26 protein-coding genes are annotated in these 22830 nt (G+C 57.7%); 11 read left to right on the plus strand and 15 right to left on the minus strand.

Going from position 1 to position 22830, the window contains the following annotated elements; translation table 11 throughout:
• Position 1: 1 nt before the first annotated feature.
• Genes G505_RS0113905 through cmoA form a run of 3 tightly spaced genes read right to left on the minus strand, consistent with a single transcriptional unit; the run spans position 2 to position 2475 of the window.
• Entirely contained in the window at positions 2–745 is a 744-nt protein-coding gene (locus G505_RS0113905; protein ID WP_051216237.1) for an ATP-dependent zinc protease family protein, read from the minus strand.
• Between the two features lie 36 nt (positions 746–781).
• Entirely contained in the window at positions 782–1750 is a 969-nt protein-coding gene (gene cmoB / locus G505_RS0113910; protein ID WP_028110113.1) for a tRNA 5-methoxyuridine(34)/uridine 5-oxyacetic acid(34) synthase CmoB, read from the minus strand.
• Complete coding sequence (gene cmoA, locus G505_RS0113915) at positions 1747–2475, minus strand: carboxy-S-adenosyl-L-methionine synthase CmoA (RefSeq protein ID WP_028110114.1); 729 nt, start codon at positions 2473–2475, stop codon at positions 1747–1749. Before cmoA ends, cmoB begins: the two co-directional genes overlap by 4 nt.
• Positions 2476–2738: 263 nt before the next feature.
• Here cmoA and aspS point away from each other — a divergent pair, with 263 nt between their 5' ends.
• The 6 genes from aspS (at position 2739) to G505_RS22505 (ending at position 8102) form a co-directional block, all read left to right on the plus strand.
• Complete coding sequence (aspS, locus tag G505_RS0113920; protein WP_028110115.1) at positions 2739–4517, plus strand: aspartate--tRNA ligase; 1779 nt, start codon at positions 2739–2741, stop codon at positions 4515–4517.
• Between the two features lie 83 nt (positions 4518–4600).
• Positions 4601–5347, plus strand: a complete 747-nt coding sequence (locus tag G505_RS0113925) for a YebC/PmpR family DNA-binding transcriptional regulator (RefSeq protein WP_028110116.1) — start codon at positions 4601–4603, stop codon at positions 5345–5347.
• Between the two features lies 1 nt (position 5348).
• Entirely contained in the window at positions 5349–5870 is a 522-nt protein-coding gene (gene ruvC / locus G505_RS0113930; protein ID WP_028110117.1) for a crossover junction endodeoxyribonuclease RuvC, read from the plus strand.
• Positions 5871–5880: 10 nt separating this feature from the next.
• Positions 5881–6504, plus strand: a complete 624-nt coding sequence (gene ruvA / locus G505_RS0113935; protein ID WP_028110118.1) for a Holliday junction branch migration protein RuvA — start codon at positions 5881–5883, stop codon at positions 6502–6504.
• Between the two features lie 9 nt (positions 6505–6513).
• Positions 6514–7521 (plus strand): Holliday junction branch migration DNA helicase RuvB, encoded by a 1008-nt coding sequence (ruvB, locus tag G505_RS0113940; protein WP_028110119.1) that lies wholly within the window; start codon positions 6514–6516, stop codon positions 7519–7521.
• Between the two features lie 62 nt (positions 7522–7583).
• Complete coding sequence (locus tag G505_RS22505) at positions 7584–8102, plus strand: TlpA family protein disulfide reductase (protein WP_051216239.1); 519 nt, start codon at positions 7584–7586, stop codon at positions 8100–8102.
• Between the two features lie 189 nt (positions 8103–8291).
• Here the strand turns inward: G505_RS22505 and G505_RS0113950 are convergent, their stop codons facing one another.
• The 6 genes from G505_RS0113950 to G505_RS0113975 all read right to left on the minus strand — a co-directional run bounded on the left by G505_RS0113950 (position 8292) and on the right by G505_RS0113975 (position 14344).
• Positions 8292–9116, minus strand: coding sequence for a hypothetical protein (locus G505_RS0113950; protein ID WP_157509215.1), 825 nt, complete (start codon positions 9114–9116; stop codon positions 8292–8294).
• Between the two features lie 54 nt (positions 9117–9170).
• Positions 9171–10121, minus strand: coding sequence for a sensor domain-containing diguanylate cyclase (locus tag G505_RS22510; RefSeq protein ID WP_051216241.1), 951 nt, complete (start codon positions 10119–10121; stop codon positions 9171–9173).
• 99 nt (positions 10122–10220) lie between these two features.
• Positions 10221–10379 carry a DUF3012 domain-containing protein gene (locus tag G505_RS22785; RefSeq protein WP_084644000.1) on the minus strand — a complete coding sequence of 53 codons (159 nt, stop codon included), beginning with the start codon at positions 10377–10379 and terminating at the stop codon, positions 10221–10223.
• A 142-nt stretch (positions 10380–10521) separates the two neighbouring features.
• A complete protein-coding gene (locus G505_RS0113965; protein ID WP_028110121.1) occupies positions 10522–12282 on the minus strand; it encodes a hypothetical protein in 1761 nt (586 codons plus the stop codon).
• Positions 12283–12936: 654 nt separating this feature from the next.
• Entirely contained in the window at positions 12937–13680 is a 744-nt protein-coding gene (locus G505_RS21600; protein ID WP_051216243.1) for a YbaY family lipoprotein, read from the minus strand.
• An 88-nt stretch (positions 13681–13768) separates the two neighbouring features.
• Positions 13769–14344, minus strand: a complete 576-nt coding sequence (locus tag G505_RS0113975; protein ID WP_028110122.1) for a TetR/AcrR family transcriptional regulator — start codon at positions 14342–14344, stop codon at positions 13769–13771.
• Between the two features lie 80 nt (positions 14345–14424).
• On the opposite strand from G505_RS0113975, the gene G505_RS0113980 reads away from it, so the two are divergent.
• From G505_RS0113980 to G505_RS0113995, 4 genes are all read left to right on the plus strand, one after another.
• Complete coding sequence (locus tag G505_RS0113980) at positions 14425–15027, plus strand: glutathione S-transferase family protein (RefSeq protein ID WP_028110123.1); 603 nt, start codon at positions 14425–14427, stop codon at positions 15025–15027.
• 12 nt (positions 15028–15039) lie between these two features.
• Positions 15040–15705 carry a glutathione S-transferase family protein gene (locus G505_RS0113985; protein ID WP_028110124.1) on the plus strand — a complete coding sequence of 222 codons (666 nt, stop codon included), beginning with the start codon at positions 15040–15042 and terminating at the stop codon, positions 15703–15705.
• 56 nt (positions 15706–15761) lie between these two features.
• The gene (locus tag G505_RS0113990) at positions 15762–16166 is read left to right on the plus strand and encodes a DUF3429 domain-containing protein (RefSeq protein WP_028110125.1); all 405 of its coding nucleotides are present in this window, start codon (positions 15762–15764) and stop codon (positions 16164–16166) included.
• 73 nt (positions 16167–16239) lie between these two features.
• Positions 16240–16785 carry a DUF1415 domain-containing protein gene (locus G505_RS0113995; RefSeq protein WP_028110126.1) on the plus strand — a complete coding sequence of 182 codons (546 nt, stop codon included), beginning with the start codon at positions 16240–16242 and terminating at the stop codon, positions 16783–16785.
• Between the two features lie 44 nt (positions 16786–16829).
• Here G505_RS0113995 and G505_RS0114000 read toward each other — a convergent pair whose 3' ends face one another.
• The 5 genes from G505_RS0114000 to G505_RS0114035 all read right to left on the minus strand — a co-directional run bounded on the left by G505_RS0114000 (position 16830) and on the right by G505_RS0114035 (position 21371).
• Complete coding sequence (locus G505_RS0114000) at positions 16830–17342, minus strand: aminoacyl-tRNA deacylase (RefSeq protein ID WP_028110127.1); 513 nt, start codon at positions 17340–17342, stop codon at positions 16830–16832.
• Positions 17343–17442: 100 nt separating this feature from the next.
• Positions 17443–17898, minus strand: coding sequence for an FKBP-type peptidyl-prolyl cis-trans isomerase (locus tag G505_RS21605; RefSeq protein WP_035385428.1), 456 nt, complete (start codon positions 17896–17898; stop codon positions 17443–17445).
• A gap of 97 nt (positions 17899–17995) precedes the next feature.
• Complete coding sequence (locus G505_RS21610) at positions 17996–19996, minus strand: flavohemoglobin expression-modulating QEGLA motif protein (protein ID WP_035385419.1); 2001 nt, start codon at positions 19994–19996, stop codon at positions 17996–17998.
• Positions 19974–21017: a glutathione synthase gene (gene gshB / locus G505_RS0114030; protein ID WP_028110130.1), complete on the minus strand. Its 1044-nt coding sequence runs from the start codon at positions 21015–21017 to the stop codon at positions 19974–19976. The genes G505_RS21610 and gshB overlap by 23 nt, the downstream gene beginning before the upstream one ends.
• Before the next feature lie 15 nt (positions 21018–21032).
• Positions 21033–21371, minus strand: coding sequence for a MaoP family protein (locus tag G505_RS0114035; RefSeq protein WP_028110131.1), 339 nt, complete (start codon positions 21369–21371; stop codon positions 21033–21035).
• 168 nt (positions 21372–21539) lie between these two features.
• On the opposite strand from G505_RS0114035, the gene G505_RS0114040 reads away from it, so the two are divergent.
• On the plus strand, positions 21540–22424 hold the full coding sequence (locus G505_RS0114040) for a LysR family transcriptional regulator (RefSeq protein ID WP_028110132.1): 885 nt from the start codon (positions 21540–21542) through the stop codon (positions 22422–22424).
• Here G505_RS0114040 and G505_RS0114045 read toward each other — a convergent pair.
• Positions 22421–22630: a hypothetical protein gene (locus tag G505_RS0114045; protein WP_028110133.1), complete on the minus strand. Its 210-nt coding sequence runs from the start codon at positions 22628–22630 to the stop codon at positions 22421–22423. The genes G505_RS0114040 and G505_RS0114045 overlap by 4 nt on opposite strands.
• Positions 22631–22830 lie beyond the last annotated feature (200 nt).

The raw sequence follows: 22830 nt of genomic DNA on the forward strand, positions 1-22830 counted from the left end.
ATCACTTGGTTCCTTTGGGTTCAGAGGGGGCTTGCACGTGTTTACGGCTGACGTCCACCACTGCGATGTCCTTGATGAACTTGCGCCCCAGCAGCAGAGGATAATCCAGGTGGCTGCGGTCATTGAGGTTGAGTTCGGTTTCTGCCACATAGTTGCCCAGTTTGAGGCGGGCCAGGATCACCGGACGATCCTGCATGCCGTCGGCGGCGCCTTTTTTGATCTGAGCGATGCGCACCACCCTGGCTTCGACGGTCTTGGCTCCCGCCTTGTCGCCTTCGCGGTTGGAGACGTCGAACCGCACCCACTGTTTGCCATCACGTTCGAACAGGGTGATGTTCTGGGCATCGATGGAGGAGGACTCGGCGCCGGTATCGACCCGAGTCTCGAACGCCATGCCACTCTCCTGAACGAAGACCCGCTCCACTTCACCCAGAACCATCTTGTCTCCGATGGGAGAGGCAGGATTCACCTTGGGGCACTCCACCTTGGCAGGGCGAGGCTTGTTGCGAAGGCCCTGAACCTGTCCTTGAAGCTCTTCAACCTGAGCAGAGAGCGTGGTGATCGCCTGAGTCTGATCCTCGTAACCCAAGCACTGCTGCTCCAGGGCGGCGGTCAGAGCCTGAGTCTGGTTGTTCAGCAGCTGCTCCACATCGGGGCCTGGGGTCTGGGGCTGGCCCTGAAGGTTGGCACAACCGGCCATCAGCGACAGAGTCGCAATGGCCACTGCAGATCGGATCATCTTCATCTGTTTTCCTTAGCCTTGGAAAGGTCGAACTTTGGGTTATTTGGTGGCAACCAGTATGGCGCGTCTTGGCGCAGGGTGCCCCTCCACTGTCTGGGTGGGGTCCGCTGGATCGAGATAGTCTTCCAGTGACTGATGGGTCATCCACTCGGTGCGCCGTTGTTCACCTAGCTCGGTGTCGCTTTCGTCCACGATGCGTACATCTCTAAAATCGCACTTTTCCAGCCATAATTTCAAGGCCTTGGAGGAGGGGATAAACCAACAGTTGTTCATTTTGCCGTAGCGGCCGGGGGGCACCAGGACGGTATTCTCGTCACCCTCTACGACCAGGGTTTCCAAAATGAGTTCCCCGCCTTTATTCAATTGGTTACGCAGTTGAATCAGGTGATCAATGGGGGAGGTGCGGTGATAGAGCACCCCCATGGAGAACACGGTGTCGAAGGCGCGCAGAGGCGGAAGCTGCTGAATGCCCAGGGGCAGCAGGTGAATGCTGTTCGGATCCCCGGCGATGCGCTTGACCGCAGAGAACTGCGCCAGGAACAGGTCCGAAGGATCAATGCCCACCACCAGCTCCGCGTCCTCACCCAGCATGCGCCACATGTGGTAGCCGCTGCCGCAGCCCACATCCAGTACGGTGCGCCCCTTGAGCGGGCTGATGTGGGGCAGCAGGCGATCCCACTTCCAGTCACTGCGCCACTCGGTGTCGATGTGGATGCCGTGCAGGTGGTAGGGGCCCTTGCGCCAGGGATGGAGGAACTTGAGCAGGTTGCCCATCTTGGCTTTCAGTCCCTCATCCAGCTGGTCGCCACTGCCGAACCTCACCTGGGTGTTGATGTCACTGACGTCCAGCTCGATGCTGGGCATCTTGGCCACGACTTTTTCCCACTTCGGAAAATCGCCGTGGGCGTGCAGCTTGCGCCACTGGCTCAGTTGAGAAGGACAGGACTCCAGCCAGTGGCTGAGTTTGGAGTCGGCGATGCGCTGATAAAACTGTTTGAACTCGATCATTTGATGGCCATCAGGGACGCAAAGTTAAGGTGTTGGAACCAGCTGCTGTATTCGCTGAAGCCGGCGTCACTGAAGCGCTGATAGTGCTGCAGCTTGCTGTCCGGTTTCATGACGTTCTCCAGGGCAGTCCGCTTCTGGCTGATCTCCAGCTCGCTGTAGCCATTGGCCCGCTTGAAGTCCAGGTGCATCTCATCCAGCAACTGATGAACCCTGTCGCCTTCAAATCGCAGTTTTTCTGACACCACCACCACGCCGCCGGGCACCAGTCCCCGGTAGATCTTCGCCATCAGCTCGGCCCTGTCCTGGGGCGGCAGGAACTGCAGGGTGAAGTTAAGCACCACCATGGAGGCGTCTTCAATGTCGATGTCGCGAATGTCGGCGCACACCAGCTCCACCGGAGTGGGACTGACAAAGGCATTGAGATGCTCGGCGGCCCGGTTGATCATCGCTTCGGAGTTGTCCACGGCCACCAGGGTGCAGCCGCGATCGTCCAACTGACGTCGCATTGAGAGGGTGGCGGCGCCCAGGGAGCACCCCAGATCATAGATGCGGGTGCCGGGCTGGGCCACTCGGGCGCAGAGGTTGCCGATGCCGTCGACTATGGCGGCGTATCCGGGCACCGAACGCGAGATCATGTCGGGGAAGACCGACGCCACCTGATCGTTAAAACTGAAATCCGGTATATTTGGCTGAGGTTTGGCAAAAATTTTGTCGTGATGTGTCATAGTGACAGGGCTCGTTGGGTATAACCCGCCGATTGTAGTGCCGAGGCCTTTCTGCGGCAAGTTCAGCGGCTTCGAGGCGGCGGGCTTGTCCAGTTTCTGTTCAGGTGACGCAGAACTGACCAACCGGAGAGGCGCTTCTCGCTGTCAGCCTTCTTATGGCGGCAACTTTTCTTTATAATCCCGGTTTTGCCGAATCAACCTTGTGACGGCCTGCCCCAGAGGCAAAGGCGCCGCACAACCAGCAACTTAGATAGGATCTGTCGATGCGCAGCCATTATAGTGGACTCGTTACTGAAGCCCTGGTGGGCCAAGAAGTTACCCTGGTCGGTTGGGTTAACCGCCGCCGTGACCTGGGTGGGGTGATCTTCCTCGACCTTCGCGATCGCGAAGGCATTGTCCAGGTGGTGTACGATCCGGATCTGCCCGAGGTGTTCGAAACCGCCTCCAGCCTGCGTGGTGAGTTCTGTGTACAGGTGAAAGGTCTGGTGCGTGCCCGCCCTGAGAGCCAGGTCAACGCCAACATGACCACAGGTGCCATCGAGGTACTGGGCAAGGAACTGACCATCCTTAACAAGGCTGCGCCTCTGCCTATCGACTTCAACACCGACGTCAGCGAAGAGCAGCGTCTGAAGTACCGTTACCTGGACCTGCGTCGTCCCGAGATGACCGAACGCATGCTGTTCCGCTCCAAGGTGACCTCCGAAGTGCGCCGCTTCATGGATGACGCCGGTTTCCTGGATATCGAAACCCCCATCCTGACCAAGGCCACCCCAGAGGGTGCCCGTGACTACCTGGTGCCCAGCCGTACCCACAAGGGTGAGTTCTTCGCGCTGCCTCAGTCTCCTCAGATTTTCAAGCAGCTGCTGATGATGTCCGGCATGGACAAGTACTATCAGATCGTGAAGTGCTTCCGTGACGAGGACCTGCGCGCCGACCGTCAGCCTGAGTTCACTCAGATCGATATCGAAACCTCCTTCATGAGCGCCGAACAGGTGATGGCGACCACCGAGTCGATGATCCGCACCCTGTTCAAGAAGATGCTGGACGTGGACCTGCCTGAGTTCCCCCACATGAGCTACGCCGAGGCGATGCAGCGTTACGGCTCTGACAAGCCGGACCTGCGTAACCCGCTGGAGCTGGTGGACGTGGCAGACCTGATGACCGAGGTGGAATTCAAGGTCTTCAACGGCCCGGCCAACGATCCGGAAGGCCGTGTGGCCACTCTGCGCATTCCAGGCGGTGCCAGCCTGTCCCGCAAGCAGATCGACGACTACACCAAGTTCGTGGGCATCTACGGTGCCAAGGGCCTGGCCTGGGTGAAGGTAAACGAAGCGGGCAAGGGCATCGAGGGCGTGCAATCCCCGGTGGCCAAGTTCCTCTCCGACGAGATCATCAACGCCATCGTTGAGCGCAACGGTGCCGAGGCCGGCGACATCCTCCTGTTTGGTGCCGACAGCTACTCCGTGGTCACTGACGCCATGGGCGCCCTGCGTCTGAAGGCCGGTGACGACTTCGGCCTGACCACCGACGAGTGGAAGCCGCTGTGGGTGGTGGACTTCCCCATGTTCGAGAAGGTGGATGGCCGCTTCCACGCGCTTCACCACCCCTTCACCGCCCCTCGCGACATGACCCCCGAGGAGTTGGAAGCCAACCCGGCCACCGCCCTGTCCGACGCCTACGATATGGTGCTGAACGGCGTGGAGCTGGGCGGCGGTTCCGTGCGTATCCACGACCAGGAGATGCAGGCCACTGCCTTCCGCATTCTGGGCATCAGCGATGAAGAGGCCCAGCAGAAGTTTGGCTTCCTGCTGGAAGCCCTGCGCTACGGTGCGCCACCGCACGCCGGCCTGGCCTTCGGCCTGGACCGCCTGGTGATGCTGATGACCGGTGCGGCGTCCATCCGTGACGTGATGGCCTTCCCCAAGACCACCACCGCGGCCTGTCCGCTGACCGATGCCCCCAGCCCGGCGAACCCGGATGTGCTGGAGGAACTGGCGATCAACCTGGTGAAGCAGGAGAAAGGCGAAGACGACAACGCCTAATCGCCAAGATTGTCAAAGCTGCCTGCGGGCAGCTTTATTGTTTTAAGACCCGTTTCGAGGACGGGTCTGAAGGAGAAAGAGTAATGGCAGGTCACAGTAAGTGGTCCAACATCAAACACCGCAAGGCGGCTCAGGATGCCAAGCGCGGCAAGATCTTCACCAAGCTGATTCGGGAGCTGACCGTCGCCTCCCGTGAAGGTGGCTCCGATCCTGGTTCCAACCCCCGTCTGCGTGCTGCCATCGACAAGGCCCTGTCCAACAACATGACCCGCGACACCGTCGACCGCGCGGTAAAGCGTGGCTCCGGTGAGCTGGACGGTCAGGTGCTGGAAACCATCATCTACGAAGGTTATGGCCCCGGCGGCACCGCGGTGATGGTGGAAACCATGACCGACAACCGCAACCGCACCGTCTCCGGTGTGCGCAGCGCCTTTACCAAGGCCGGCGGCAACCTGGGTACCGATGGCTCCGTCTCCTACCTGTTCGACAAGAAAGGGGTGATCTCCTACGCCGAGGGCACCGACGAAGAGCAGGTGATGGATGTGGCCCTGGAATCCGGCGCCGACGACGTGGAAACCAACGACGATGGCAGCATCGATGTCTACACCACTCCGGAAGAGTTCGGTGCGGTGAAGGACGCCCTGGATGCGGCCGGGCTGGAAGCGGTGAACGCCGAAGTGACTCAGATCCCCTCCACCAAGGCGGAACTGGATGCGGCCACCGCGCCCAAGTTCCTGCGTCTGATTGACACCCTGGAGGATCACGACGACGTTCAGGAGGTGTATCACAACGCCGACATCGCCGACGAGATCATGGAGCAGTTGGGCTGATATGACCATTATCCTGGGCATAGACCCGGGCTCCCGCCTGACCGGCTACGGCGTCATCCGCAAAGTGGGTCGACAGCACACCTACCTGGGGAGCGGCTGCATCCGTACGCCCGACGGGGAGTTGCCTGCGCGACTCAAGGTGGTGTACGACGGCGTCAGTGAGCTGATTCGACAGTTTCAGCCGGATGAGTTTGCCATCGAACGGGTGTTCATGGCCCGCAACGCGGACTCGGCCCTGAAGTTGGGTCAGGCCCGGGGTGTGGCGGTGGTGGCGGCCGCCAATGCCGGTCTGCCGGTGTTCGAATACAGCCCCACAGAGATCAAGAAGGCGGTGGTGGGCACCGGCGGTGCCGACAAGAGTCAGGTGCAGCATATGGTGAAGAGCATCCTCAAGCTGCCGGCCACGCCACAGGCGGATGCCGCCGATGCCCTGGCCATTGCCCTTTGCCACAGCCATACCCGTGAGAGTATGGTAGCCATGGCAGGCAAGGTGACTGCGCGGGTGCGCGGTCGATTACGATGAGAAAGAGAACGTGATTGGACGATTACAGGGAACCCTGATTGAGAAGCAGGCACCAGAGGTGCTGATCGACTGCGGTGGTGTGGGCTATGAGGTGCAACTGCCCATGACCAGTTTTTACCAGCTGCCCGATGTAGGCCAGCCCTGCACTCTGGTGACTCACTTTGTGGTGAGGGAAGATGCCCAGCTGCTGTATGGCTTTGCCACCCGCTCTGAACGAGCCCTGTTCCGGGAGCTCATCAAGACCAATGGCATCGGTCCCAAGATGGCCCTGGCGATCCTCTCAGGCATGTCCGCCGAGCAGTTCGTGGCCGCGGTGCAGCGGGAAGACATCACCGGCATCACCAAGGTGCCCGGGGTCGGCAAGAAAACCGCCGAGCGTCTGGTGGTGGAGATGCGCGACCGGATGAAGGGGTTTGCTGCCAGCCTGGCAACCCCCCACGCCGACGCCTTCGCCCTGGAGAATCAGGTGGAGAACACCTTCATTACTGCGCCGGATGCGGCGGAGGACGCCATCGCCGCCCTGGAAGCCTTGGGGTATAAGGCGACCGTGGCCAAGAAGGCGGTGGAGAAGGTGCGTTCACCGGGAGCCAGCTCCGAGCAGCTGATCAAAGACGCCCTCAAGGCGATGATGTAGGAGTGACGGATGATTGAAGCGGATCGCCTGATAGCCCCCCAGGAGCAGACCAGTGAGGAATCGGTCATCGACCGGGCCATGCGCCCCAAGAAACTGACCGACTACACCGGCCAGAAAGAGGCGTGCAGCCAGCTGGAGATCTTCATCGCCGCCGCCCGCAACCGGGGCGAGGCACTGGATCATACCCTGATCTTCGGTCCCCCCGGCCTGGGGAAAACCACCCTGGCCAACATCATCGCCAACGAGATGGACGCCGACATCAAATCCACCTCGGGGCCGGTGCTGGAGAAAGCCGGCGATCTGGCGGCGATGCTGACCAACCTGGAAGCCAATGATGTGCTCTTTATCGATGAGATCCATCGGCTGAGCCCGGCGGTGGAGGAGATCCTCTACTCCGCCATGGAAGACTACCAGCTGGACATCATGATCGGCGAGGGCCCTGCGGCCCGCTCCATCAAGCTGGACCTGCCTCCCTTTACCCTGATTGGTGCCACCACCCGTGCCGGGGCGCTGACCTCGCCGCTGCGGGCACGCTTTGGCATTCCGCTGAGGCTGGAGTTCTACAACACCGCCGATCTCACCAGCATCGTCAGCCGCAGTGCCCAGGTGCTCAATCTGGAGATCGACGGTGAAGGGGCCGTTGAGGTCGCTCGTCGCAGCCGAGGCACCCCCCGTATCGCCAACCGGCTGCTGCGCCGGGTGCGGGATTTTGCCGAGGTGAAGTTTGAGGGTCGCATCGATAAGACCGTGGCCGGTGAGGCCCTGGGCGTGTTGGATGTCGACAGTCAAGGCTTTGATTTCCTTGACCGCAAACTGCTGCTGACCATCATCGAGAAGTTTGGCGGTGGCCCCGTTGGGCTGGACAACCTGGCGGCCGCCATCGGGGAGGAAAAAGAGACCATCGAAGATGTGATTGAGCCCTTCCTGATCCAGCAGGGGTTTATTCAGCGCACCCATCGCGGCCGCATCGCCACAGACAGGACCTTCCTCCACTTTGGTCTGGCGAAACAGGGCTGAGTGGCAACAAAGTCTTAGGTCAAACGGTCTGTTTGGTAGGCCGTTTTTTTTAGGAAGGCAAAATGACGTGGATTAAGCAGGGCATTCAGTTCACCGTGGTGCTGCTGGCGGCGCTGTGGCTGGGCAGCTGGGTTCGGGGAATGATGATGAGTCCAGCCCAGGGCAGCGTGCCGGACACCCCATTGCCGGTGATGACCCAGCTCCACAACGACTGGTTTGTTAACGGTGCGTATTCACCACCGGTCGGCGGTGGCAATCGGCTGGTCTATCTGTTCGCCCCCTGGTGTACCATCTGCAAATTGACGTTTCCTCACCTGAAAGAGTGGCAGGAGCAGGGCAGGGCGGTGACTCCGGTGGCGCTGAGCTATCAGAGCCCCCAGGAGCTGACTGACTTTCTCGAGAGCTTTCCCGGGGCCACCGAGCAGGTGTTGATGGGCAACAGCGCCCTGGCTCAGCAGCTTGATGTGCTGGCGTTTCCGACCTATCTCATTGTCGATGACACTGGCACCATACTTTCCAGCCGTGTCGGTTATCTGCCGGAATGGATGCTGGGATTGTATCTGGACTACTACCAAATCTGAGCCGGTTGCCGGCGATTCGACGGGCTAAGCGATTAATGCGCTTCGTGGCCGCAACGGCCCGCTGGGTGATCCATCCAGTCTCGGGCGGCGGTTTGAGCCGCCGTCTTTAACTGGCCGTGAACGCATGGCCCCGATCCTGAGTCAGCAAACCGCCCGTCCCGGACCCAGGCCGGCGGGTACTGGCAGGCATTAGAACTCGTAATGCAGCATCACCGACGGCCCTTCATAATCAAACTGCACATCGATGTCAGAGAAGCGCCGTTTCTCTTTAACTTCCAGCTCGTAGTTCTGCCAGGCCAGCCCCAGGGCCAGGCTGGGTGTCAGGTACCAGAGTGCCTGCAGACGCCAGTCAAGCAGCCGTCCGTCCACGTCGTCGATGGCGAGCTTGAGATACTGGGCGTGGAGGGTCACCAGCCATCGCTCCATGGGCTGCCAACCGAAAACCAGGCCGATGTCCGGCAATGGGGCGGTAACGTCGGCCAGAGCCCGGTCAGCAAACTCCATCTCGTTGCCGGCCTCCCCAATCAGGGTGACGTCGCCGTCGAGGGACGCATAGACATCCATAACGTGTATCCCGAGAGTGCTGAGCAGGGCGTAGCTGTCGCCCTGGATCAGGGTACGGCCATACACCAGCTGATAAATATCCACATCCAGTTTCGTCTTCAGGTTGGCGCCTGACTCCACCCTGTACTGGCTGCCCTCCCATTCAAATTCGAAGCTCTTATTCAGGGAGCGACTTTGAGCCGTGCGGTGAAGCGTCAGGTAATTCAGAGCGAGCACGTTCTTCTCGTCGAAGCGATAGGTGAGCTCCACGAAGGGGCTGAACTTGGATTCGTCGAGCGCCAGATCGGACTCGAAATCCACGCGGATGGGGGTGTCGCCGATGACGGTCCTGGCACCAAAGCTGGAGTCAACATCGGCCCAGAATCCGCCCGCGCGCAGGCTGAATCCACTGTCGAAAGGGCGGGCAAGGGCTGCGGGGGCAAGCAGAATCAACAGTGGCAGATATCTCATCATATTCCCAAGAGTCATTAGTTTGGTGGAACGGCAGCGGCACCGTTGGTCAACTCAGCTGGTATGGCATACCTGATTGCGACCACCGGCTTTGGCCCGGTACAGGGCACGGTCCGCCTTGGTGGTGAGTGAGCTGACGCTGTCGCTGTCGCTAAAGGCAGCAACGCCGAAGCTGATGCTAAGCTGTTTGCTGGTTTCAAACTGATGGGCCACCACCTGTTGCCGCATCCGCTCCGCCAGTTTGGTGGCCTGGTTCAGCTCGGTCTGTGGGCAGATGATCAGAAACTCTTCGCCCCCCCAACGTCCCGCATGATCCGAGCTACGAAGGCTGGACTGAATCAGTTCGGCGATGGTGATCAGCACCCGGTCACCGACCTGGTGGCCGAAGTGATCATTGACCTCTTTGAAGTGGTCGACGTCGCCCAACAGAATGCACAAGGGGGTCTGGTAGCGGCGGGCACGATCGATTTCGGTCTGGAAGGTTTCATCCAGTTTGAGCCGGTTGGCGATGCCGGTGAGCGGGTCGATGTTGGCCTGCATCTCCAGGGCTTTCTTCAGCCGCCACAGTTCGGTGACGTCCGTGGAGATCCCCACCAGTTCATCGATGTTGCCCTGTTCGTCCCGCAGCGGGTGTTTGGTTTCAAGGTACACCGTCGGTTTGCCAAACTCTCGTTCGACGATCACCTCCTCCTGGTTGGCCTCACCGCCCAACACTTTCATGTCGATCGCTTTCAGTTGTTGCTGGGTTTCGATGGGGAAGTAGTGGCCGTCGCTGAATTCCGGGATCTGGGTTTCATCGATTTGAAACAGGTCGAGGCAGGGCTTGTTGGCGTAGGTGTAGTGTTGGTATCGATTTTTGGTGTAGATGAGGGCGCCGGCGTGATCGAGAATCTGCATCAGTCGCTTTTGCTGCAGACGGGCGCTGTCCAGCCGTTGTTGGTAACGGAACAGCTGAATCGCCAACAGGGCGAGGGTAATGATGAGGAATAGAACAAGGCCCGCCATCCAAGGCTCCTGAGTGAAGACCTAGGATGATTGTCACTGAGTTATAAGGAAATGTCCAATGTGTTAAGAGAATGAAAAGGCGGCTATCGCCGCCTCTTTCTAGAATACGCAGTGCTTGGCGTAATCGGTCGCCTCATTGGCGGTCCATTCGCCCTTAGGCTTCTCGTCCATCTTCTTGCACCAGGCTTCACTGCCCACTTCAGGGGAACAGGCGGTGATCAGTGACAGCAGTGCCAGAGCGGCAAAAATCTTTTTCATGGTCAATCCCAAACAGGTAGTAAAGATCAGAGTCACAGGTTAACCCGAAACGACAGCAGTTTGTTAACGTAATTGCTCGAATTGTTGGTGATTGAACAAAAAAGCGGCCCGAAGGCCGCTTGACACACTACTACAGGGAAAGTCAGTTACCGCACTGATGGGGGTAGGGCTGGTTGTCCACGAACTCCGCCGGGCAGCTGGCGTCACAGGGGCTGCACAGGTTGCGTTCGGGGCGCTGCACGTCGTGACAGAAGTAGCAGCCGATGCCGGAGCCCTTCTCTACGTGGTTGTGCATCCGCTCGTGGGTGCGGGGCAGGTTCTTGCTGCCATCGTGACACTGGGCACATACCTGCTCTTTGGGTCCTTTGAGCTTGTAACCCATGGCGTCCATTTTCGACTCGGTGGCCAGGTCCAGATCGGTAGAGTGACACTGGGTACAGTCCGCTACGTCGCTGGCGGGATTCACCCCGTGGTTGATCATCTGGTAGGTATCGGTCTCGATCCACTCGTAGGGTTCGTTAGTTGCATAACCCATGTTGGCCAAACCATTTTCAATCGCCTTGACGGCATCACCGGAACCCTTGAGGTACTCGAAGGTGTCCAGGGCGATCATGCGGCTGTCGGCGCTGGTCATCGGCTGGTTCGCGGTCTTGTACTTGAAGGGGGTCAGCTTGCCGTCATTGACGTTGCCCAGGGGACGGGAGGTCGGGTAGAGGCCGGTCTCCGGATCCACCTTGGCCAGGTCGCCCAACAGGTAGTTGTCGCTCTTACGGTTCCAGAAGCGAATCTCTGGTACCTGGTTCGCCAGCTTATCGGTGTGAGGGTGGCCGGGGCCGGATACGCCGTCTGCTGGGGTACCGTCGTGGTGGAACTGCCAGTCGCGGTGCATCTCTGTGGGCATGTGATTGGCGGCGCCCAGATCCTTGGCGTAAGTCGGGATGTGGCAGGACTGACAGGCTACGCGAGGCACGTGGCGATCGGGCTCGCCGCGACGGCCGGAGCTGGCGTGACCGGTGCCTGAGTCCATACCTACGTGGCAGGAGCTGTTGGCACAGGTGATCTCGGCACCACGCACGATGTCATCAGTGGGACGCAGGTCGGAGCCTTTACCGATCACTCGGTGGCTCTCAAACTTGTGGCAATCCTGGCACTGCAGGTTGGCACCGGTGACGTTCATGTGCACGTCAAAGTGCGCATCGCCGTTGGCCATCAGGGCGGAGGAGAGATCACCCCGCTTCACACCATCGCCGCCACCGGCGTAGGCGTGACACTTCAGGCAGTTGGTGCGCTCAGGGGCAGCGATGTTCTGTACATAACCGTCGAGATCGGCCTGGGCAGTGCCGTCCGCCGGGCCTAAGGAGCCGTCTGACTTGCGCACTCGATTGAGGGCGTAGTCTTTGTTGTGGCACATCAGGCAATCTACGTTGGCTACGGTATCGCCTTCACCGGGCTTGGTGCCCCGACCTGCGTGGCAGGAGCCGCACACAGGCCAGTCGCCTTCGATGTTAATGCAGTAGCTGTTGACCGCGTTGGTCAGCTTACCTTGCAGGGTCCCGCCCTGGTTGGTCATGTCCGGGGTTTCACCTGTCCACTGGTAGTGGGTGGAACCGAACATCTCCTGGTACTGGCTGCCGCCTTCGCCACCATCGTGACAGTTCATGCAGGCGCTGGGGTAGTCTGCCCAGGCAAGGCCGTCATGAGGGCCGACGGCGCAGCCGTTGACGGGCTCCACTTCGCAGACGCCACAAGAGTTCAGTTGCCAGACATTGGCATCGTTGTCGTTACAGTCCTGAGCGGCCTTGACGCCGTCCCCATCCAAGTCGACGGGCTTAGCCGCATAACTTGGTAAGGCGAGCGCGACAGCGAATAAACCCGCTAAAGATATTAGAGTTTTAGAGTTCATCATATTCTCCAGAAATTTTTATTTTGTCCGAAACGAATGTTTTTCCTTTTTCTTCCTCAGTTTTTTGAATCTGTGCGCCAACTCCTTTGGGGCAGCAATCGTTTCGTTGGTGTGTCTGTTTCTTATTGATTTTTTCTGTTTGTCGATCTCCTTTTAATCAGATTATTTGAACAACCTAATTTAGTTATATCTAACATAGCGGTTAATAAAGGATATTCAGTGACTTTTGTCACAAACGCAAATGTTGAAAGAATGTTTTCTGATTTCTAAAAAACCTTTGGTTATAGGGGTTTCCGGGGATGCTGGTTGTTAAATTTGACTCGATTTGATGCCGGGGGGCGTTGAGTGGTTTCAAACGGAGAACACGCCCGACTCGATAATTTAGGTGAATAATTTCCGATAATATCTATTATTTTCGGCTATCTTAGTGGTCTGAAAGACATTTTTGGCGAGACGTCAAACTAATTTGGTGGCGTCAATTTAATGTCGCCGCGTAAGATCGTTACGTAACTTTATAATTGTGAAATAAATTACTGAGGACGTGGAAGAGGGATATTTTCCGGCTTTCAACTGGCTTGGGGGAATTGAAATATATACGCCAGTGTAAAAGCATCGCTGCCGCCAGGCAGTGGAAACGGCGACAGCGATGAAACTCTATTGAGAGATGAAGCGAAGCAGTTCGGTACCGTTGTTGTCCATTAGGCTGAGGGTGTTGCCCTTGATCTCATAAGTGGTGGTCTGGGACAGGTGGGCCAGGTACTCCCTCTCCAGCTCCATTCCCTGTGGACAGGCCATCATGGTGGCGGCCATGGGACCTGCGGCGATCATACCGCTGTCGTCCAGGTATCTGCCGTGGAAGCGGTTACACCCGGAGAATCCCGCTGCAACGCCATCCTGATTGACCACCAGATTGGCCGCTTTGTCCTGCATCCCCAGGGGAGCAGGCTGCCCTTGAATATGGGACAGTATCCAGTGGGTGTCTTTCAGAGGCAGATCCGGTGCCTGTTCGTGGGCCACCAACTGCAACGTCATGTTGTTGCCATCCCCGTCAAAGGCGTTTTCAACTGTGGTATTGATGAACATCAGCTGGCCGTGCGGACCTTCGATGCGGGCACTGAGGGTGTAGCTGTGTCCCGGCTTCAACTGGTCCGCATCATAGGTCAGTTCGAAGGGGTAGGGAGGCGCACCATTGATGGTGTAGACCGCTTCAGCCAGAGTGTCGGCGGCAACATCCTGTTTGGAGGTATCCTGCAGCGCAACCTTGACCACCGAGCCTGGAGGCAAGGCGATGCGCTCGCGATAGCTGACGCTGCCGGAGACGTTGTCTGACTGTGCGTGGTTGGCGCAACCGGTGACCAGAAGGGCACTGGCTACCAGAGCCAAGCCGAAGTGTTTCATGGATAGATACCCCGATTAAAATCAATGCAATTGGTATAATAGCCTGTCAATGGCTTAACCGGGGCTGTATGGCGATGGCAAGGGTGGCTTATTGGCTTCGGAGGAAGGTAACAATTTGCGTCAGGGCGGGAGTAACCCTGTCGGGCTGACCGGCTCTGAGCAGGGCGCGAATCCCCTGAATCTGCAGCACCAGCCAGTGCGCCAGTAGATCCGTGTCGGCGTCGGCGCTGAGATCCTGTTGCAATTTGGCTCCCTCCAGGCTGTGCTTCAGCGCCGCGAACAGCCCGTCAAAGACTTGATCCGACAGGGCGGCCACCTGTTGATCCAGCTGCCTGCGTTCCAGCAGGGCACTTTGCAGGAAGCAGCCATAACCCGGCTCAACCTCCTGGCACATCTGAGCCAGCAGGGTTTCGATCTCTTTCAGTCCCGCGTTGTTGGTCAATAAGGGCTGCAGCCTGGGTTTGGCGTAGGTTTCCTGATAATGCTTGAGGCACAGGTGATAGAGCTGGTGTTTGTCACCAAAACTGTTGTAGAGGCTGAAGCGGTTGATACCCAGGTGTTCCACCAGGTTGGCCACCGAGGTCGCTTCGAAGCCCCGCTGCCAGAACAGGCCCATCGCCTTCTCCAGCACCTCCTCCCTGTCGAAGCAACATTGCCTTGCCATAGCGTCTCCAAAATTCTTGACCGTTCGTTCTGATATGGATAGATTCTAATCTAAACGATCGTTCCGGAAAAGGAGTGTCAATGAAGATCCATCAAACTGCCCCCACCCCAAACTGCCTGAGAGTGTCGTTGTTTCTGGCGGAAGCCGGCATGGAGGTGCCTCGTCAGGAGGTGAACATTCGCGATGGGGAAAATCTCTCGCCTGAGTTTCGACGACTCAGCGCCAATGGCCATGTGCCGGTTCTGGAACTGGATGACGGCGAGGCCATCTGTGAAAGCCTGGCCATCTGCCGTTATGTTGATGCCCTGAACCCCACGGGCCTGTTCGGCAGGTCACCACTGGAGCAGGGCAGGGTGGAGATGTGGACTCGAATCGTTGAATTTCAGGGGCTGGTTCCGGCGTTTCAGGCGTTTCGTAACCTCAGTGGCGTCTATGCCGACAGAGAGCGGTGCGTCGAGGCCTGGGGTGAGGAATCCAGAAAGCGGTTGGATGAATTTCTACCCAGGTTGGAGGCGCGTTTGGGTGAGAGTGTCTACCTGGCTGGCGATCGCTTCTCGGTGGCCGACATCACCGCCTGGTCGCTGTTGGCCTTTATGGAGAGGGTGAAGTTCTCCATGGCGCACTCGTACCCCAACATTGAACGCTGGCGTGCTCTGGTGGCCGCCCGTCCCGCATTCCGTTAACCAGGAGTAATCATGATTGATCTGTATACCGCCGCGACCCCAAATGGCCACAAAGTGTCCATCGCCCTCGAGGAGATGGGACTGGAGTATCGGGTCCATCCTCTGGACCTGATGGCTCTGGATCAGAAGCAGCCTGAGTTTGTCAGTATCAACCCCAATGGCCGCATTCCCGCCATCGTGGATCGGGATAACGATGATTTTGCCGTGTTTGAGTCTGGTGCCATCCTACTCTACCTGGCAGAGAAGACCGGTCAGTTTCTGCCCAAGGACCCGAAGGCGCGCTCCAGGGTCATTCAATGGCTGATGTTCCAGATGGGGGGCGTTGGTCCGATGATGGGCCAGGCCAATGTGTTCTATCGCTACTTTCCGGAGAAGATCCCGGCGGCCATCGAGCGCTATCAGAAGGAGGGGCGTCGGTTGTTTGAAGTCATCGACACTCAACTGGCCAAGACCCGTTACCTGACTGACGAGTACTCCATCGCCGACATGGCCACCTGGCCCTGGGTGCGCACCCATGAGTGGAGCGGCATCCCCATCGACGGTCTGCCCAACCTGAAGCGCTGGCTCGATGAACTGGCTGAGCGTCCCGCTTGCCAGCAGGGGATTCTGGTGCCCCCGCCGTCAGAGATGACCGATGAGGAGCGCGCCGAAGCGATCGCTAAAATGGTCACCAGATAGATCCCTTTTGTGGACCTCTGCGTAGCACCTTGTCTTGAGCTGCTTCCGGAGGTCCCATGCACATACACGCCTACTGGCTCGGCGCCGCCGGGCTGATCCCCTTTATAGCCCTGCCCATGATGATGGTGCTGGGCGCTATTTCTGCGGACACGGCGCTCGTGGGCTTTTCTCAGTACAGCGCCATCATTCTCTCCTTTTTGGGAGGAATCCACTGGTATCAGAGTGTCATCGCCAAAGCGCGTCCCTGGCAAACCTATCTGGCAATGATACCAAGCATTCTGGCCTGGGTGGCCCTGGTGGGGCTGGGCCCAGTGGGGGCTTTGCCCTGGTTGGCGGTGGGCTACCTGCTGATGCTGGTCAGCGATCGCTGGATAGAGGGCCAGCCCCAGGGCTATGGAGGACTGCGCCAGGGGCTGACCGCCGTCGCCCTGATCATGCACCTGAGCTTCTGGTTGGCTTAGCAGCGGCATCGGCCCCGAGTCTGTGCTACCCTTCGCGCTCCCTAATGAGGGGAAGTGATGGAGGAGACCGTCTGTGAAGGAACACCATGCCCTGAGCCAGACCCGCGCCTGGGTGGAGCGGGTCATCATGAAGTACAACCTGTGCCCCTTTGCCCGGCGGGAGGTGGAAGCGGATACCATCCGTTACGCCGAGATCGACTCAGAGGAACTGCCCAGCGCACTGGAAACGTTGTTTCTGGAGTGCCAATACCTGGATCAACACCCGAATGTGGCCACCACGCTGTGTGTCCTGACCCAGGGGTTCGCAGATTTTGACCAGTATCTGGAGCTGGTGGAGCTGGCCAATGCTCTGCTGCAGATGCAAGGTTATGAGGGTGTGTATCAGCTAGCCAGTTTCCACCCGGATTACTGTTTTGCCGGGGAGCCGGAAGCCGACCCGGCCAACTTCACCAACCGCTCTCCCTGGCCAACCATCCACCTGATCCGGGAAGAGAGCATGGCCAGGGCATTGGCGGCCTATGACAATCCGGAGGAGATTCCCGAGCGCAATGTGGCCTTTGCCCGCAAGCGTGGCGCGGAGTTTTTCCTGTCAATGCTGGCTGGAATAAAGAAACAGTAAACAGAAGGGCGCCAAGCGGCGCCCTTTTTGATCACGCTAAAGTGCTACTGCCAGTCCCAGGCTCGTCTGGGCTTTTCATTGGCCACGGAAGTGGCACTGAAGTGGCCGTGGGCCTGATTGGCCATCAGGGCCTGCATGCCGTTGCGGCTGATGCGAATCAGGTGTTCGTGATCGCCTGATTCGAGATAGATGTGGTCCTCTTTGCACAGGTCATCTTCGTAGACGGCCATCAGGTTGTACGGTTTGCCCACGGGGGGCACCGCACCCAGCTCACAGTCACTGAACTGACCCTTCAATTTGGATTCGGGGATCAGGTGCAGCTCCCGCTTAAGCTGTTCGCTGAGTTTTTGAATCACCACCCGGTTGGCGGCCGGAACCACGGCCAGAATACGGCGACCTTCGTTGTCCTCGAGAACAACAGACTTGGCAGTTTGTCTGGCGGGAACACCGGCGTTGGTGGCGGACTGAATGGATGACTGGCTGTGAGCATGGGGAACTAACTGATACTGCACCCCAAGTGAATCAAGGTAGTCAATGACTTTGATGGCGGCGCCCATAGGAACCTCCTTGGTATTGGGTCTCCCTTAAAGTGTATACCAGAGCTGGTGGGTCCGTAGTCAAAGCTGCTGTTCCGGGAGGAACGCAGCAGCACATCCTTCAGTTAAGCGGGTTGGTCGTCGCCTCATCCGACGGCGCGACTTTGCAGATGTAGACGTCGAAGATAACGGTTTTTCCCGCAAGAGGATGATTCGCGTCCAGAGTCAGGGTGTCGCCGTTGATCTCGGTCAGTGTCAGCTCCATGGGACCGTGATCGGTCTCGGCATGAATTTGCATGCCTACCTTAAGCTGCTCGGCGCCCTTAATGATGGCGGCGTCCACCTGTCTGACCATGGCGGGGTCGTGGTCACCGAAAGCCAGATCGGGTGTCAGGGTGACGGTAAGGTGATCGCCGGCTTTGTGCCCCAGAAGCACCTCTTCCAGCCCCTCTGCCAGATCGCCCTTGCCATGAACATACACCAGGGGATCATTGCGTGAGACGACATCCACCTTCTCACCGGTTACCAGTCGAAGGGTGTAAGCGATGGATACAACGCTGTTGTTTTCTATGTTCACTTTCTGCTCCTGTGGAGGCCAGGGCTCCAGCATACTGCATCCCATTGGCTCGCGCATAGAAAAAGGGCACCCGAGGGCACCCTTTATTTTTATCCCATCAGTGGAGCAGGCTTCTGACCAGATACTTGATAATAGGATCCTCGTCACCCTCTGGATGCAACGCGACCAACGAGGTTGGCGCTGTGATCCAGTTTCGTTGGCAAAGTTCCTCTAGCAGGTCAAGGTTTTCCATCGACGCCTTACCTGCAAGCAAGGGCTCCATAGCGCGGTTGCCGGACAGCATCAGAGTCTTCAGGAACCCTGTCAGATACTGATAATCTTTGGTCAGGCCGCCTGAACGGTATACCCTGACAGCCACATCGAAGGCGGCGTCGGTGCTCAATCTGGCTTCTTCAATAAGCCGTTGCATGGTCTGATCAAAGTCATCTTCCACCAGCATCGAATCGACGGCGAGAACCCTGCTGGCCAGTATTTTGAGCCTTTCCAGGGTCAGGGTCCCTCCACAATACTCGGCCATGATAGCCAGGCCTTCCTGGGTCTGATTGCTGCCTGGCAGACCCAGATTCAGAACCTGCAAGGGCTGTCGGCGTCCATTCAGGGTGGTCGCGACATGGATGCCCAGTTCATGAAGCTCCAGCGCTGACAACTCGCGGTCGGTATAGCTGCGGTTCCTGTTGATCAGCAGCGTAGGTTTGCCCCGGCCCGACACCACCATCGCTTTGGCGGCAAGGCGACTGCTCATTTGTACCCGACACTTCAATCCCCAGGCATCGGCGCATAACTGGAGGCGATGTACCGCCTGCTCTGCGTTGATCGCTGGCTGTGGTTGTTCCTCCTCCATAAGGGGGGCGGCCTGAAGGAGAAAACGGGCTTTTTGCACCGCTTCGACATCCGGCCTGCCATAGTAGCGCAAGCTCGCGTAACGAAACTCCTCCTTGCCAACAGAGGTCAGCATATCCACCCTGCGGGACAGGTTGTCGGCAATGCCCTGATACAGGGTGCGTATGGCCGGGTCCGATATCTTCTCGAAAGGAAGCTGATAGAGCTTCTCTTTCAGCAGGAAAGGGTCCACCGCCAGCGGTTTGTACTTAAATCTGGGGCTGAACCGGCGGCAGCCGCTGCGGAAACGGCGGCGCTCCTGTTCAATGTTCAACGGATTCAAGTAGGGTAGGGTTTCCAGTCCCTTTCCTATCGAAGCCAACTGCCTGTCCAAATCCAGTACATCCTGATCAATAAACTGACTCAGCATCTGGTTCTTACTGGTCTTGGTCCTTTTATTGTGGCGTCTGGCAAAGTAGGCCGCAGTCTGGGCGAAGGCTTCCTTCATCCCCAGGCTCAGGTCCTGAACAATGAGTGGAAACATCGTGCCACAATCTTCGTCCATGTAGACCTTCTTTACCTCTGTGGGCAATACCAGGGTGCGATCAAATCGGGCGTTGGTGTGCGCGATCAGGTATCCGCGCCCCTGGAACACCTCATCGAGCTTTGATTCCACCTTGATGTCCGAGAGTTGAATCCGATTAAGTTCACGGTTGAAGCGCTCGACGACCGTACCCCAGCGTTCCATGTCGATCTGGGCGGTGCCGACATTGAACAGGGGCACCTGGCGCTCAATACGCTTGTGGTTGTAGCTGTGAATGTCAAACACCAGCACATTGGGGAACAGCCCCTCTAGCTTGCCCAACAAGGCGTCATACAGCCTATAGAAACACTGGTGTTTCAGGTGACTCCGCACCCGTTGCCTGCTGCTTAACGGTCTTTGCCACACCTGCCTGCTCCAGGCTGAGCGATAATAGGTGCTCAGTGCCCTGGGGCGGTTGAGGTCATACTCAAACCTGGAATCTCGGCCCACCAGAGTGATCGGCTGAGAAGAGATGAACTGGTCAGTCGCCGGATCTTCTTCGTAAAAACGCTCTTTGTCCGACAACAGACAGTTGTCCAGAAGCTCCCGTCGTAATTGTCCCCCCGCGTGGATGGCTGTGGCCACCACGGGCAGGTAGGCATCAATTTTGACTTCCAGGCATCCCTCCACCACGGCGGTGAAGGGCGTTGCGGCTTCGATGAGCTCAATGGCTTCAGTCAGGGATAATGTTTGCATCGAGGATCGCCTGACGGTAATCGGATTTACGTTGCAGCAACAGTTCGCGGCTGTCGATGATGTTCTCCACCCAGTCGATCACCTGTCTCTGCAGACGGGCTCGATTGAGTTTGTTGATCCGGGTAATGCCTCCGGGACTCAGGACATTGACCTCCAACAGTTTGTCACCAATCACATCCAGGCCAACGAAATAGAGTCCGTCCCGAACCAGCTTGGGGCCGACGGTGGCACACAGCTGCTTTTCTTGGCGGGTCAGGGTATGTTTGACCTCCTTGCCACCGGCATGGATGTTGGACCGTACATCCCCCTTGGCTGGAACCCTGCGCATGGCGCCGATGGGCTCGCCATTGAGCATCAGGATTCTTTTGTCGCCCTCTTCAGCGCCCTCAATGTAATCTTGCAGGATCACATAGTTGCTTTTGTCGCCGCTTCCGATGTAGTAGTCCAGCAGGGAGCTGACACTCTGTTGTGCACTTTTTTCGATTACGATGACCCCGTGTCCACCGTAGCCGTTCAGCGGCTTGAGGATCATTTTGCCTGCGTCGTTCTCTTCCAACACCTGCATCAGGTACTCCTTGTTCTTGGAGACATGGGTGTTGGGAATAAATCGACCTGCAGGACCGGACCAACCCGCGGTGTACAGCTTGTTGTTGGCGATGCGCAGTCCCTCCAGATCATTGATGATCAGAGTGTCTTGCTTAATGGAGTCCAGGAAGTTCAGTGCCAGGGTATCCAGAGGAGGGTTGGCTCGCATAAAGATGCAGTCAAACCCGGCCATGGGTAGCTTTACCCTGCGCATCTCAGCAGTCGCATAGAAACGCTCTACTTTTTCAGACACTGCTCGGTTCTTTATGATGACATCGCAAAAGCCATACACGGTGGAATCGCGCATGGTCAGGCTGTTGGGCGTTGTGATCGCCACGGTATGGCCCCGAATGGCGCATTCATGAATAAGGCGCAGAGTGGAGTCAAAGGCAGGGTCGATACGCTGCCATGGGTACATGAGGAAACAGATGTTCATTAAGCCTGTCCAAAATTAGTCGTCATCAATAGGGCTGTTCAGATCCATGCTGACGTTACTGTCGTGCAGCGTGTAGATCTTTGGCTTGCCATTAGCCAATCTCTGGTACTTCAGCCATACACGTTCCAGAGGTGTTTCGGGATCCGCCTTGGCCTGACACACCTGCTGAAAATGGTGCTCTGTGTCAGATTGGGGCTCAAGGTGACCGGCTGCTAACCCCTGCATGGTGGTACCAAAGCTGGTGAGCAGGTGGCTTTCTCCAATGGTGAAGTCACCGGAGCGATTAAATCCTCTGGCATATCTGTTGTTATCCACAAACAGTTTGCTACCGAAGCGAAAATCGACATCAGACATAACAAATCCCAATAAAGATTAAATATTTCAACGTATTGATGGTGTTCACTCAAGGCATGAGATCGCGCGAAAGATAGATCTGAAACTCGATAAAGAAAAACGATAAATTTCTATCGTCTCGACAAAAATTCATTGTTAACATCGGCGCAGAAACCCGTTGGAGTCGCCATGGACGTCAAAGTCTTTAGAACCTTTCTGGAAGTGGCCAAAGAGCGCCATTTTGGCCGTGCCGCCGACAGCCTGAATATCACCCAGGCGGCGGTCAGTGCCCGCATCAAGCAACTGGAGGAGTTTTTCGATGCTTCTCTGTTCGTACGACAACGCAACAACATCCATCTCACCTCCACCGGAGAGAGGCTGGTTCGCTATGCCGAGGTGATGGTCAGTACCCTGCAGCAGGCTAAGGATGACCTGAAGCTGGCCAAGGGGGAGCAGGCGCAGCTGACTCTGGCGGGGAGCCCCAATATCTGGGATGCCTACCTGCAGCATTGCCTTGGGCTGATCACCGAGTCAATGAGCGGCTACGCCTTCAGTGCCGATACCCTAAGCCAGGAGCAGGTGAACCGGGCGCTGTTGCAGCGCACCCTGGACATGGGGATCCTGTTTGAACCGATAAAGTCTGAACTGCTTGAATGCTGCGAAGTGGCCAGGTTGGAGCTGGTGCTGGTGAGCACTTGCCAGGAGTCTGCGGATCAGGCGCTCAGCGGGGAATACATCTTCGTGGACTGGGGGGTGCAGTTTGCCCAGGCCCACGCAGAGTTGCATCTGGGCTCTGTGCCACCGGCGATGCGCACCAGCAGTGCGCGCATCGCCCTGGACATACTTCTGAAAAGGGGCGGCGCCGCCTACCTGCCACTCTCCATGGTGGAGCCTTTCCTGGAGAATGGTCAGCTGTTCAGACTGAGTAAGGGCAGCCTGATGGAGCGGGAGATATACCTGGCCTACCGTCGGGACTCGCCATTGCTGGATGGGATCCTTCGGGTGCAGACCAGGCTGTCTGCTACCTCGCCGACAGGGGGCTATACCCTGCAGGCCGCCGCCGACAACCTTTAGTCGTGAGCCTCGTGACAGCTCAGACAGCTCATGCCTTCGGTGTCCATGTGTTCAGCTTCGGCCATATCCTCTGTGGTATGGCAGCTTTGACACTCGGCGTCGTTGGCGAAGACAGGCGGAACAGCAATCAGCGCCGCCAATATCAGGGGTATCGATAGGACCACGGCCCAGGGAATGGGGCGGGGCATGTATCTGAGCTTACTCATGAGTACTCCTTGGCTTGGTGACGAAATCGGGACTGGCTTCAGCATAACCGGTTGAACCCTGACGGTTTCTGAACGAGCCAACAGAGTGTCTTCGGTTATATCTTCACCAGAATTCGCAGCAACCTCCTTCCCTGCCTACTTTTTCTTTACATTTGCCGCCGGAGGATCCGGCGGTGAATATCAGTTCATCAACGCACAAA

The organism is Ferrimonas futtsuensis DSM 18154, assembly GCF_000422645.1.
In the GTDB taxonomy this organism is placed as follows: domain Bacteria; phylum Pseudomonadota; class Gammaproteobacteria; order Enterobacterales; family Shewanellaceae; genus Ferrimonas; species Ferrimonas futtsuensis.